Source organism: Pedobacter glucosidilyticus (assembly GCF_002483235.1).
Classification (GTDB): Bacteria; Bacteroidota; Bacteroidia; order Sphingobacteriales; family Sphingobacteriaceae; genus Pseudopedobacter; species Pseudopedobacter glucosidilyticum_B.
In genome coordinates this window covers 19,445-31,849 of sequence record NZ_DLHN01000027.1, presented here as the reverse complement: position 1 = coordinate 31,849, position 12,405 = coordinate 19,445, and the positions used below count along the sequence as shown (strand labels likewise).

The 12,405-nt window shown below is 38.3% G+C and carries 13 protein-coding genes and 1 tRNA gene; 7 read left to right on the top strand and 7 right to left on the bottom strand.

Features of this window, described 5'->3' with window-relative positions:
• The first annotated feature begins 154 nt into the window (after window positions 1-154).
• The 4 genes from B2745_RS11650 (at window position 155) to B2745_RS11635 (ending at window position 5,256) form a co-directional block, all read left to right on the top strand.
• A complete protein-coding gene (locus tag B2745_RS11650) occupies window positions 155-1,540 on the top strand; it encodes an FGGY-family carbohydrate kinase (protein ID WP_304066756.1) in 1,386 nt (461 codons plus the stop codon).
• 165 nt (window positions 1,541-1,705) lie between these two features.
• On the top strand, window positions 1,706-3,604 hold the full coding sequence (locus tag B2745_RS11645; protein ID WP_304066753.1) for a DUF1800 domain-containing protein: 1,899 nt from the start codon (window positions 1,706-1,708) through the stop codon (window positions 3,602-3,604).
• 20 nt (window positions 3,605-3,624) lie between these two features.
• Window positions 3,625-4,893, top strand: coding sequence for a DUF1501 domain-containing protein (locus B2745_RS11640; protein ID WP_304066751.1), 1,269 nt, complete (start codon window positions 3,625-3,627; stop codon window positions 4,891-4,893).
• Window positions 4,894-5,182: 289 nt separating this feature from the next.
• Window positions 5,183-5,256 (top strand) — tRNA-Asn (locus tag B2745_RS11635).
• Window positions 5,257-5,436: 180 nt separating this feature from the next.
• Here the strand turns inward: B2745_RS11635 and B2745_RS11630 are convergent.
• The 6 genes from B2745_RS11630 to B2745_RS11605 form a co-directional block, all read right to left on the bottom strand.
• Window positions 5,437-5,895: a hypothetical protein gene (locus tag B2745_RS11630; protein ID WP_304066748.1), complete on the bottom strand. Its 459-nt coding sequence runs from the start codon at window positions 5,893-5,895 to the stop codon at window positions 5,437-5,439.
• Between the two features lie 23 nt (window positions 5,896-5,918).
• The gene (locus B2745_RS11625) at window positions 5,919-6,389 is read right to left on the bottom strand and encodes a CHAP domain-containing protein (RefSeq protein WP_304066745.1); all 471 of its coding nucleotides are present in this window, start codon (window positions 6,387-6,389) and stop codon (window positions 5,919-5,921) included.
• Window positions 6,390-6,436: 47 nt separating this feature from the next.
• Window positions 6,437-6,820 carry a hypothetical protein gene (locus B2745_RS11620; RefSeq protein WP_304066742.1) on the bottom strand — a complete coding sequence of 128 codons (384 nt, stop codon included), beginning with the start codon at window positions 6,818-6,820 and terminating at the stop codon, window positions 6,437-6,439.
• Window positions 6,821-6,886: 66 nt separating this feature from the next.
• A complete protein-coding gene (locus B2745_RS11615; protein WP_304066740.1) occupies window positions 6,887-7,528 on the bottom strand; it encodes a DUF6266 family protein in 642 nt (213 codons plus the stop codon).
• Window positions 7,529-7,837: 309 nt separating this feature from the next.
• Entirely contained in the window at window positions 7,838-8,044 is a 207-nt protein-coding gene (locus B2745_RS11610; protein WP_304066737.1) for a helix-turn-helix domain-containing protein, read from the bottom strand.
• 236 nt (window positions 8,045-8,280) lie between these two features.
• Window positions 8,281-9,111: a LytTR family transcriptional regulator DNA-binding domain-containing protein gene (locus B2745_RS11605; RefSeq protein WP_304066735.1), complete on the bottom strand. Its 831-nt coding sequence runs from the start codon at window positions 9,109-9,111 to the stop codon at window positions 8,281-8,283.
• Between the two features lie 434 nt (window positions 9,112-9,545).
• On the opposite strand from B2745_RS11605, the gene B2745_RS11600 reads away from it, so the two are divergent.
• The 3 genes from B2745_RS11600 to B2745_RS11590 all read left to right on the top strand — a co-directional run bounded on the left by B2745_RS11600 (window position 9,546) and on the right by B2745_RS11590 (window position 10,985).
• Entirely contained in the window at window positions 9,546-9,941 is a 396-nt protein-coding gene (locus tag B2745_RS11600; protein ID WP_304066734.1) for a hypothetical protein, read from the top strand.
• An 82-nt stretch (window positions 9,942-10,023) separates the two neighbouring features.
• Entirely contained in the window at window positions 10,024-10,239 is a 216-nt protein-coding gene (locus B2745_RS11595) for an HTH domain-containing protein (protein ID WP_304066731.1), read from the top strand.
• Window positions 10,240-10,628: 389 nt separating this feature from the next.
• Window positions 10,629-10,985: a hypothetical protein gene (locus tag B2745_RS11590; RefSeq protein ID WP_304066728.1), complete on the top strand. Its 357-nt coding sequence runs from the start codon at window positions 10,629-10,631 to the stop codon at window positions 10,983-10,985.
• Between the two features lie 33 nt (window positions 10,986-11,018).
• Here the strand turns inward: B2745_RS11590 and B2745_RS11585 are convergent, their stop codons facing one another.
• A complete protein-coding gene (locus B2745_RS11585; RefSeq protein ID WP_304066725.1) occupies window positions 11,019-12,377 on the bottom strand; it encodes a RagB/SusD family nutrient uptake outer membrane protein in 1,359 nt (452 codons plus the stop codon).
• Between the last annotated feature and the right edge of the window lie 28 nt (window positions 12,378-12,405).

The following is a 12,405-nucleotide window of genomic DNA, read 5'->3' as shown; positions in this document are numbered from 1 at the left end:
TAGAATGACGATTTTAGATGGATTCCTGAAGAGAGTTTAGATTTTAGAATATGTATAAAGCGTTGAAAGTTTAGCTTAAGATGTTAAACTTTCAACTTTTTCACTTGTTGCGTTTTAATTTTTTACTTTTTACTTTTCAATTTTCACTTTAAAAATGCTTATCCCCGTAATCGCTGTTTTTGATGTAGGTAAAACCAATAAAAAGCTTTTTCTTTTTGATGAGCAATACCATATTGTTTATGAAAAATCGGCTCGCTTTCTAGAAACAAAAGACGAAGACGGAGACAGCTGCGAGAATTTAGATAGCCTTAGACTATCCGTTTTTGATTCTTTAAATGAAGTCTTAAAAGCCAATAAATACGATATTAGAGCTATCAATTTCTCTACCTACGGGGCAAGCTTTGTATATCTGGATGAGGAAGGAAAGCCCTTAACACCACTTTACAATTATCTAAAGCCTTATCCAAAAGAATTAGAAGAATTGTTTTATCAAACACATGGCAGTCCACAAAAAATAGCACAGGAAACAGCATCACCAGCTTCAGGTAGCTTAAACTCTGGTATGCAATTGTATCGTATCAAACATCAAAAACCTGATATTTTTAAACAGATAAGATACGTTTTGCACCTTCCGCAGTACATGAGCACTTTAATCACTGGTAAATACTTTACCGATATGACCAGTATTGGATGCCATACCCAATTGTGGGATTTCAATAAAAAAGATTATCACCAATGGGTTTATGATGAACAATTGGTAGAAAAACTGCCAGAGATTTTCCCCGCTGATGAGGTGATGGAAGCCTCTTTTATGGGGAAAACCTATAAAACAGGTGTAGGTTTACATGATAGCTCGGCAGCTTTAATTCCGTATTTAGTGAATTTTAAAGAGCCTTTTGTGCTGATTTCAACAGGTACCTGGTGTATTAGTCTTAATCCGTTTAACGAAAGCCCTTTAACCTCGCAAGAGTTAGAGAACGATTGCTTGGCTTATATTGCTTATCATGGGAAACCAGTAAAAGCATCAAGATTATTTGCAGGTTTTGAGTTAGAACAACAAAGCAAAAGAATAGCAGCACATTTTCAGGTAGATGCGCTTATTTTTAGAACCATGCCTTTTGATGCTCAATTAGCAGCACAATTAAAAAAGCGTTTTAAAAATGAAAATCAGGTATCGGCTACTTTAGCCAGACAATCTAAATTTGGTGCCAGAGATTTAAACGATTTTGCAAATGAAAAGGAAGCTTATCACCAGCTAGTAGCAGATATTATTGATGTACAATCACAATCTACAGCCTTAATCATCAAAGGCTCTGCTATCAAAAAAATATTTGTAGATGGAGGTTTCTCCAAAAACGCCATTTATATGAATTTACTAGCTAGAGCTTTTCCACAAATAGAAGTTTATGCAGCCTCTATGGCTCAGGCAACGGCATTAGGGGCGGCGGTGGCTATTCATAAACATTGGAATACAAAAGACCTCCCAAATGATATTATAGAGTTAAAATACTATTCTGTAAATCAACCCATACTGGGCTGATTAAAAAAACATCTTTTAAACAGTTCTAATAGCGTTCTCTAATTTGAGGACGCTTTTTTTATGCCAAGTTTTTGCTAAAATAAAATCTCCTCTTTTATCATGGGTTAAACCAATCCTCTTTTATCATGTCTTAAATACATTGTTAGCATTAAAATCTCAAGAGTTATGAAAATCACTTTTCGTTATTTCAGTATAAGTGCACTCATCATTACCGGTTTATTGGTACTGGCTTCCTTTACTAAAGAAAAGCCGGTAAAGGCAAAGTTTTCTTTTCCTTACAAACAGGCAGGTTTAACAGAGCGTGAAGCAGCAGCGCACCTTTTAAATAGATTTACCTATGGTATCAAACCAGGTGAAATAGATGCTGTGCTGAAAATGGGCTTAGAGAAATGGTTTGCTACTCAACTAAAAGCAAATTTAGAAGATAAAGAGTTGAAGCAGATGCTAGATAAGTATGATGCACTTCAATTAGCTAATGCACAAGTTGTAGAAAAATACCCAAGAGGTGGAGTAGTCATCAGGATGGCTATCAAAGATGGATATGTTCATAAAGACTCAGTTAATCAAAACCGGGCAGAGTATCGCCAAATCATCAAAAAATATATGGATGAAAAAGGTTTAAAACCACAGCAAGAGCTTTACAGACAATTTATCAGTCAAAAAATATTAAGAGCGGCTTATTCAGAAAACCAGGTTCAGGAAGTTTTAACCGAGTTTTGGTTTAACCATTTTAACGTTTCTTTAGATAAAGGGCAATGTGCCGAGTTTATACCAGCTTATGAGCGAGATGTTATCAGACCTCATGTATTTCAGGATTTTAATGTTTTATTACTAGCAACAGCAAAATCTCCGGCCATGTTAAGGTATTTAGATAATTTTTCTAGTGCTGGCCCTATGGAGATGCCTAAAAATGCAAAAGTTAAAAGACCAGCTAATAACAACCGAGGCTTAAATGAAAACTATGCTCGTGAGGTGATGGAACTGCATACTTTAGGCGTTGATGGTGGCTACAGTCAGCAAGATGTAACCCAGGCTGCCCGTGTATTAACCGGTTGGACGATTGCTCCTATGAATGATGGCTACTCTGATGGTATGAAAAAAACTATGGAGAATACACCAAAAGATAAGCTCCTTAAATCTGGCTTTGTTATAGATGGTGATTTTATGTTTGTACCTAACCGTCATGATAAAGGAGAAAAAACAGTACTAGACAAATATTTCCCCGAAGGTGGAGGCTATGAAGAAGGGGTTACTTTATTGAATATGCTGGCCAATCATCCATCAACAGCTAAATTTATCTCACGTAAATTGGCTGTACGTTTTGTAAGCGATAATCCTCCACAAAGCTTAATAGATAAAATGGCTAAAACCTTCCGCGAGAAAAAAGGGAATATCAGAGAGGTGATCATCACGATGGTTACAGCTCCAGAGTTCTGGAATAAAGAGGCTTTAAGAGAAAAAACCAAATCTCCTTTTGAGCTGGCTATCAGTGCTGTTAGAAGTCTAGATGCCGAGATTACCCAGCCTTATCAATTATTTACTTGGATTAATAAAATGGGGCAGAAGATTTATTACTATCAGGCACCAACAGGTTTCCCTGATAGAGCGGCTTATTGGATAAATACAGGGTCTCTATTAAACAGAATGAATTTTGGATTAGCTATTGCATCGCAAAAAATACCCGGAGTAAAGTTTAATATACAAGCTTTAAATCAAAACAGAGAGCCAGAGAGTGCAGAGGCAGCTTTATATACCTACAGCAAAATTATGATGCCAGAGCGTAATGTGCATGAGACGGTTAAAAGGTTAAAGCCTATGGTTAATGACCCTGAGTTGAGTAAAAAGGTAGAAGCAGCAGCCAATAAAAATCAGGTGAAAACAGAAAATATGATGAATGAGGACGCCGCCTTAGGAGATGATATGATGGGAATGCAAAGTATGAAAGAAAAAAATCAGCAAAAATCTACTCCACCTAAACAAACCATGCAGGCTAATGCAGGGAGTAACATGTTGGCACAAGTAGTTGGGGTAATTATTGGTTCGCCAGAGTTTCAACGTAAATAATAAATTAAAATATTAAGGATATGACATCAAGGAGAGGATTTATAAAAGCAGGTGGTTTAGCCCTTTTTGGGATAGGTATTGGCGGTATTCCAACCTTCTTATCAGAAGCTGTAGCAGGTATCAGAGAGCCGGGCTTGTTCCAACGCCGTAAAATACTGGTATGTATTTTTCAACGCGGTGCTATGGATGGTTTAATGGCTGTAACGCCTTTTAATGATGAATATTTAAAGGCAGCCAGACCAACACTATTTATGTCGCCAGTTAAAGCGGCTAATAAAAAACCTTTGATAGATTTAGACGGTAATTTTGGTTTACATCCATCAATGGCAGCTTTTGAACAGGTTTTTAGAGAAAAAAGAATGGCTATCGTACATGGTATTGGCTCGCCAAATACAACACGTTCCCATTTTGATGCTCAGGATTATATGGAGTCTGGTACGCCTTTCAAAAAGGGCACTTCTAGTGGTTGGTTAAACAGGGCAGTGGGCTTACTTGGTCATGAGGCTGCTACACCATTTCAGGCTGTAAGTTTAACTTCATCTTTACCACGTTCTTTTTACGGAGACAATCCTTCTTTGGCTATCAGTAATCTCCAAGATTTTAATATCCAAATGCGAGGAAACCAAGCCAGCGCAAATATGGCAGCTAAGAATTTTGAGGATTTATATGACCAAACATCTTCTGAGCTATTGAAAAATACAGGTAAAGAAAGTTTTGAGGCTATTAAAATGCTTCAAAAAACCGATACTAAAAATTATAAGCCAGCTAATGGGGCTGTGTATCCGGTGTCATCCTTAGGGAACTCCTTAAAACAAATAGCACAACTTATTAAAATGAATGTTGGTTTAGAGGTTGCTTTTGCCGAGTCTGGTGGTTGGGATACCCATTTTAACCAAGGTACAGATACAGGTATTTTTGCCAGAAATGTGAATGATTTGAGCGAAAGTATCATGGCCTTTTGGACAGATATGGGTACTTTACAAGATGATGTTACCGTAATGACGATGACAGAATTTGGACGTACCGTTAAACAAAACGGAACTGGTGGAACAGACCATGGAAGAGCATCATGTAACTTTATTTTAGGTAATGATGTTAAAGGTGGTTTAGTACATGGTAAAGTGGCACCATTAGCTGTAGAAAATTTAGAAGATGGGCGAGATTTAGCCGTAACTACCGATTTTAGAAGTGTATTTAGTGAAGTTGCCGCAAAACATTTGAAAGTAAATGATAATGCTCAATTATTTCCAGACTGGAATGGCAGTACCATTGGTGTGATGAAATCTTAAAATGGTAAAATTTCTATAAAGAGGCTGTCTCAAATCACCACTTTATGTCAGGCAGGAGCGGAGTCGAAGCCTTTTTGAGTATATCAGAGAACATTTCGACTCCGCTCAATGTGACAAATATGATTTCTGAGACAGCCTCTTTTTTATGGAAAAATCTGTATATCAAATAGATGGAATCAGTGAATATTTTAGCTGCTAAAATTGTGAATATTATTGATGATTTTTTTTCTAGAATTAAAATCAATTGATATATTTGCGCCACAGTTGCAAACACGTTTTGTACACACGATCCCGAATAGCTCAGCTGGTTAGAGCATCTGACTGTTAATCAGAGGGTCGCTGGTTCGAGCCCAGCTTCGGGAGCTTCCAAAAAGCCTTACTAGAAATAGTGAGGCTTTTTTGTTTATCCGCTTAAGCTTTTTGCTATCACTAAATCACCATTTTATGTCAAGCAGGAGCGGAGTCGAAGCCTTTTTAAGTATATTAGAGGATATTCGACTTCGCTCAATATGAAATCTTGCTTTCGAGATATTGGCTTCACTATCATCTCAATTTTAAGCTCCACCAAAGCCCTAAAACCACCAAGCCTAAGAAAATCATAGCCAGTAGGATTACAGTAAAACTTCCTTTTCTTTCTACTTCTTTTTCTAGTGTTTTAGTTGTGCTTTTCTTTAGCATTTCTTGTTCTTGCTGTTGGGCTTTAATGCTACTGCTTTGCTGTTGATGGCTTTGTTTTACTAAACTGTCTTTGCTGCTGCTTTTATAAACTTTCACTTTGATATAGCCCGATTGCTGCTTTAAGCCACTATCTGGATGCCAATAGAACAGTTCATCCATTTCTAAAACCACACCTTCTTTTACTTGCTGTAGTGTTGCGTTTATCGTACTGCTTTGGCTTTGCAGGCTGTCTTTGATAAGACTAGCCTGTTTGCTTTTTTCTAGTGCTGTCATGAGTTGCTGATACCTGGATTTCTGACTGGAACAGGCTGTTAATACAAGCATGACCCATAGGTAAAGAATTTTTTTCATCTCGTTTCCCCCCTTGCTGTCACCCAATCTGCCACAGCATATAAAGTACGTTTGAGCCTCCGTTTACGGTAAACCCCATCACCTTCTCTGCTACCTGCTTCATTGGTATTCCCTTCAACCGTGATGATGATACTCTCTCCCCATGTGTCTATAAACCCACAATGGGCTATGCGTTTTTTGGCTGCGTACCAGATACCAAAAACATCTCCTGCCTGTGGCTGTATCTTTTCTTGCTGCCATGTGTTTTTCCAGATGATACGCTTTTGAGGTAATAAAGCAGGGCTCCATGCGCTACGTGGGTTGTTAATACCTGCTTTGCCTAAACACCAGCTCACAAAGGCAGCACACCATGGAGCGCCTTTGCTATGGCCTGTGTATTTAAGATAGCTTTCAATCTGGCTACCGTCATTGCGGTTACTTTTTTCTTTGGTGCCTATTTCCTTTCGGTAGATCTTAAGTAATTCCAACCTTTTTATGGATGCTTGATTTATGGACCAAGAGGCAGTTTGAAGCCCTATAGTAGTGCCAGCAAACAAGCTATAGCTGTAAGTAAGAGTAAAGAAAAAGAAGATAGATATAATACGAATTGTTGCCATAAGGTAAGTTGTTTAAATTGTAAAACTAAATTGCCGATAGTGGGTAAGCCTAAGCTATTCCAACTCTTGTTAAAGAGGTACCAAAGGAGTATGAATAATCCAAGAAATGTTAATAAAGCTATCAGAATCATCACCCAGATACCTGCATCCGGAAGTGCGGCCGTATGGTCAACTTGGTAAATCCATGACGGAATAGCGCCATAAAAAATCCATAAGCCTAGCCAAAGCCACAAGATAGGATGAATATTAAAAGAAGTCCAGGTGATCCTACTTCTGTTAGGATAGGTGAGGAATACATTCATGATGATTAATTTTTAAAATGAATAAATCAGGGTGCCTCAAGTTTACCAAGGCACCCTATTATTTGGCTAAGCAACTGTTACTTTGCCCACATAAATACTGGTAGCCATACGTTTACCATCTGCAGTGCTGAAACTAATCCAACAGTCTACTTCATCTCCAGAGAAATCTGATGGTACAATCATATCAACCTCTGTAGCCGAACGGTTAGCAGCATTCTCTAAAAACACATATTGCTGTTTTTGACCGTTATAAACCAATAATACCGCTTGATCTGTAGCGCTAGATAACCCTGTTCCGGTATTATCCTGCCAATTGAAATTGATACTCGCAGGTACCGTACTCTCTGCTAATGGTGCCCAAGCTCCGGTTAAATCTCCCTGACTAAACAATACTTTTGAAGTATCTACAGTGAAGTTTGGACTGGTACCCATAACAGCTTCCCTAACATGGTAAGATACCGCAGCATTAAGCGGCGTACGGGCATCTGCTACAGACTGAAAACCTTTAGCTATTAACTGACTTAAAGGTCTTAGAAAACCAACAACTAGAGAAAATTTCAATCGCTGGTCGTTTTGTAAAGCTGTTGCCGGCTTTGATGATTTTTTAGGTAAACTGCGCATATAATCTATGCCTTTCCAGTTACCACCTATTACTGTTCCTACTTTTCCTGAGAATCCACCTAGGATTCCTTTTTTGATTGTTGCCATTTTTTTTAAAATTTTAAGGTGAAAAAATCAAGTATGCATTGCCGGCAAGCTTTGACTTGTTGACACAAATGTAGAGGTGAATTCTTACAAAAAACAGCTTTCTGAAGCCTGTGGCGGTGTTTGGCAGCCCTTGTCTAAATTTGGCGCTCATTGGCTTTTATGACTTTTTTTCTTCTTTTTACTTTCTTCGCAGCTACTTCGCTTTTGGTCTATACCTTGTTCGCAAAAAGGGTACTTTTTGCGAACAAGTATCGAACTTGATACGAACAAGCTCCCAACCAAAATACCATCAGGATATAAAAAAAGGGCTTATCGCCCTTCCATTAATAATTGATGAATATCACTTTCTAAATACCAAATCTTACCTCGCACTTTACTGAAAGATAATTTTCCTTCATTACGCCAACGTTGTAAGGTTCTAGGACTGATATGAAGTTGTTGCATCACATCCTGACTGTCTAGCCAATGAGGTGAAGGCTTAACAGACTTGGGGATTAAAGCCGCTGGATGTGGCATTTTTTGTAAAATATGGTAGAGCAGGTTAATAATTTCTTGGAGTAATTGTGTATTTGTTTCTTGCATCTTGATGTTTAATAGGTAATTATTTGCTGCTTTTTTACCCTCTTTAAAAAAATAAGAAAAGTATATAGCAGCCTCGCATGAAGAAGGCTACACCAAGAACAATCTGCTCCAAAAATAATAAAAGCTATGAATTAAAAAAATTAAAGCACTGATTTTAAACTTTATACACTTCAAGAAATCAATATTTCTGCAGCTATCTCTCTTTTTTCGAGTATTTTTTTGAGTACATCTGTTCTGGCTCTGGTCACCGTAAGATTGGTTTCTGATGAAACAGGCTCTTTCAATAACAGTTCACATTGCCCATTTTTTACTGGTTTGTAACCTGTAACAGCATCCAAAGCAACCATGATAGAACGGTTTATTCTGAAAAACTCATCTTCACTTAATAAAAGTTCTAATTCGCACATTTTATAGTCTATAATGTACTTTTTACCATTTTTAAGGATCGCGTAACCAATTTTACCTTCTCTTTGCAGATACAAAATCTCTTTTACTGTAAAGTAATAAGCATTTTTACCCAAACTTCCTTTTAGATAAAGCTTTTGATCTTTTTTAAATAATTTATGGAGCATATAATACCCAAAGTAGAGCATATTTAAAACCAGGATGGCAGCTTGCACTAACGGAAATTCTAATACCATATAATCACTGAGTAAGATATCCCCATCAACAAGAAAAAAATAGCTTCTGGCTGCTATGTAACAAAGCAATACCATAAAAACTACCCCCAGTAAAAATTGATAAAGGCTGCGTTTTAAAGGTTTTTCTGCCCAAGTTAAACGCTTATCTAAATAGAGAGTGCTATAATGGACACCCCAAATCACTATAAATGACATCAGTAAAGTAAAAATAAAAGCTTCCTGGTAGTTACGCTGTTTAACAAGTGTTAAAAATGTCTGGTATTGTGTAGGCGTATTGAGATAAAAACTGATGAATAATGCCGCCAATAAACGATAATACCAATGAAAATAGCTGATGTATTTTGGATATTGTTTATTCATAAAAAAGGATAGATTAAATTTTTAAAAGCTCTTCATAACAATTTTACGAAATAAAACCCCTATCGTTATAAAAAACACAATTAAAAAACATAAAAAATAACATAAACACAATTAAAAACTATATAAATTACAATAACATTAATGCGGAAAGCTTAAAGTGGAAAGCGGAAGGCGGAAAGCTTAAAGCGCTATAACTGACAACCGGAAACTGATAACCGCCAACTGACAACTGATAACTGACAACCGATAACTGGCAACTGATAACTAGCAACCGATAACTGATAACCGCCAACCGACAACTGATTCTACCATTCACTCCCTTTTTTAAACCATTCGCTCCTTTAGCTGAGGAGGATTCTTGTTTTACTTCTTTTGAAAGTGCTACTTCGTTCTCGCTTGCAAGCAATTTTATTTAAACATTAAATTTTTTATTTATGCAAAAAGTAAGTTTTAACAATGCTGGATTACAGCAATTACTGCAGGCATATTACCTGCAAAGCGACGAAGAGCTTAAACAACAAGCTTTACTCATCGAAACAGATTTAATACAATGGCTAATCAACCATTTTATTTTTAGCGAGTCACAATTAGAAGATTTGCTTGCTATGGATGAAACTTTTATGGAGGAATTTTCTTTGGAGTTTGCTTTCTTTTTTGAAAATCGTTTACCTGTATCGTTATTGAAAGAGGAAACTACAGCGCTAAGAGAGAGCGAACCCGGAAGAGGAAAATTGTATCGCAATGAAAAAGTAAGTGCACAAACCTATAATCCAACTTTAGGATTGAGCACTACAGAAACTTTAAATTTTAGTATTCAGTACCTCAGTTAAAATATAACTCTCATCCTAACAGCCGGAGACCAGGAACAATCTTAAATCAGAAGGTTCCGGCTGTTATTTAGCTTCAACATTTATGGTCGACTTTAAAAGTTATGAAGATAGAAGAGCTTATTTACTTTATCTCATTATCCATAAATATCCTTTATCTAGAAAACAGCTTGCCCAGAAATTCAATTGCGAAGAACATACCATCACCAGAATGATTAATGACCTTCGCTTTCATAAGAAATATCCTATCCGGTATTCTAAATCTTTAAAACGCTATGTTTTAGTGGAGGATGAACAGTGATTAATTATTCAGAAAATGTTTAGGTAAAGTGGATAGTTTTATTGTATTTACTGGTTTGGCTTCGCATTACTTACTACTGTCACTGCGAGGTTACTTTGTAACTACGAAGGTACTTTATCAATACGAGGTTGCTTTGTCAATGCGAGGATACGAAGCTTCTCTGTAACCTGTATGTTGAGATAGCTTCATTGCATTCGCATAGTTTGTCAAGCGAGGACACGAAGCAGAGCTTCATTGCATTCGCTTTAACATAGGGACAAAAAAATCAAAAAAAAGTAAAGGAACATAAAATGTTCCTCTACTCACTTTTCTTTACCTCTTCATAAGGCCTTATGAAGGGGAAATGCCGAAAACCCTGTAACAGAGTAGGCATCATCATGTAAAACTCTATGGCTTCGAGGTGTAGTAAAGCCAAATCTACGATGAAGAAAAAATTCATCATTCCTATGATTGCTGTAGCAGCAATCTCAGGTGCAGTTTTATTTTCTGCTTTTAAAGTAGACCCTCTCAAGAGCGAGGTTAGTACATTACAGTTTTGGCAGTATAGCGGTACAGGTTTACAGACCGATGAAAACCAATACAGCCTGGCTTCTGGCGCTGCCTGTGCTGGTGGAGAAAACGTGGTGTGTACTATCAGGGCAGAAGAAAATCCTAACAACCCCGGACATCCCATGATTGATTCTGGATTGGAATCACGCATTAATGCAAAGAACGAAGCCCAAGGTGATGTGTTTGTCAGAGATTAAAACGAAAGGGGAGGCCACAACCTCCCCTTTCTGCTATCGGCTGTTTTGTTGCAGGCCACTCAAGTTTACCGCACTTGCAGGAATTAAAAAAGCATAATGCAAGTCGCCGGGTTGCAGGCTATAGGTAGTACCCTTTAACTTCCGTACGGGTGTTTGTGCCAGCACCGGATCTGCGGCAAATCTCCTTAAATCAGACCAGCGTATGTTTGTTCGAAACAACAGTTCTTTTCGTCTTTCGATTAGAATGGTTTGCAGTGGATTGGAAGTATTGGAAGTGCTGTAAGGAACAAAAGTTCCGGTCTTCCACCGTTTTAATACTAGCCTATTCAAATCGGCCAGTCCCTTTTCAACTTCCTCCATCCTCACGAAAGTCTCTGCCCTAATCAGGTACATCTCGTCTGTGGCTATCCCTGAGAATAAATTACTGGTATTTCTGCCTCCATAATCTCCTTTAAATATATAGGTTCCATCTGTATTTCTTCTAAAATACAGAACTTTCCTCAGGTCGTTGTTTGCATAGCTCTGGTAAAGCAAGGTATCTATCCTTGCTCTGCTGGCATTAAATACTCCTCCCCTTGATGCTCCGGTAGCATGCAAGATCACTTCTTGGTGAAATATAGCAAATGGGTTGGCAGCTGTTTGGCTCACCGCGTTATAGTCTGTCAGGCTGGGTTGCAGCTCAATGGCTGCACCAGCATGTCGGTTTGCGGCAGGATAATCTCCCATGATCAGGTAAATCCGGGCCAGCAGGGCAAAAGCAGCCGCTTTAGAGGGCTGAGTCTTAAATTGTGCCTGCGCTGGTAACAACGCTGCAGCGGCTTCCAGATCACTGATGGTTTGGTTGTAGCTCTCTTCTACGCTTGCCCGAACAATGGACTCTTCGGTGTCGCTCTTCAGTTTCAGTACAATACCCGGCAGGCTACCGGCCGTTGCCTTGGTATAAGGTAAGGTATACACCTGCAGGAGGTGGTAAAAATTGAAAGCCCTGTAAAAAAGTGCCTGTCCTTTCAGTATATCTGCCTGTGCCAAGCTATTCCCTGCAAACCGGAGTTCCTCTAATCGGTCTAATACTACATTGGCAATAAAAACCCGATTATAGGCATCCAACCACGGGAAAACCTGTTCGGTGGCGGGGTCCCATACATAATTCTGGCGGGCCACTTGGTCGGTAATGGCTTCCCAAACTGCATCCTGCATGTAATAGTCGTCGCTGGCAATATCTCCCGCTACGGGGTAGTTGGTATGCATAACTACATTATCCATCATCGCGGCAAGATCTGCCAGTGTTTCTGGTGTGGCCAAAGCTTTATCGGGCTTGGCATCTAGAAAAGTATCGCAGCCCTGCAAGCCTGCAAGGAGAGAGAACAGTAATATCAATGGTAGTTTTTTCATATTGAGTATTAAGATTTGAGACGAAAAT

Coding starts and splice junctions, on each gene's coding strand:
- B2745_RS11650 (WP_304066756.1), top strand. CDS start 155: ATGCTTATCCCCGTAATCGCTGTTTTTGATGTAGGTAAAACCAATAAA.
- B2745_RS11645 (WP_304066753.1), top strand. CDS start 1,706: ATGAAAATCACTTTTCGTTATTTCAGTATAAGTGCACTCATCATTACC.
- B2745_RS11640 (WP_304066751.1), top strand. CDS start 3,625: ATGACATCAAGGAGAGGATTTATAAAAGCAGGTGGTTTAGCCCTTTTT.
- B2745_RS11630 (WP_304066748.1), bottom strand. CDS start 5,895: ATGCTTGTATTAACAGCCTGTTCCAGTCAGAAATCCAGGTATCAGCAA.
- B2745_RS11620 (WP_304066742.1), bottom strand. CDS start 6,820: ATGAATGTATTCCTCACCTATCCTAACAGAAGTAGGATCACCTGGACT.
- B2745_RS11615 (WP_304066740.1), bottom strand. CDS start 7,528: ATGGCAACAATCAAAAAAGGAATCCTAGGTGGATTCTCAGGAAAAGTA.
- B2745_RS11610 (WP_304066737.1), bottom strand. CDS start 8,044: ATGCCACATCCAGCGGCTTTAATCCCCAAGTCTGTTAAGCCTTCACCT.
- B2745_RS11605 (WP_304066735.1), bottom strand. CDS start 9,111: ATGAATAAACAATATCCAAAATACATCAGCTATTTTCATTGGTATTAT.
- B2745_RS11600 (WP_304066734.1), top strand. CDS start 9,546: ATGCAAAAAGTAAGTTTTAACAATGCTGGATTACAGCAATTACTGCAG.
- B2745_RS11595 (WP_304066731.1), top strand. CDS start 10,024: ATGGTCGACTTTAAAAGTTATGAAGATAGAAGAGCTTATTTACTTTAT.
- B2745_RS11590 (WP_304066728.1), top strand. CDS start 10,629: ATGGCTTCGAGGTGTAGTAAAGCCAAATCTACGATGAAGAAAAAATTC.
- B2745_RS11585 (WP_304066725.1), bottom strand. CDS start 12,377: ATGAAAAAACTACCATTGATATTACTGTTCTCTCTCCTTGCAGGCTTG.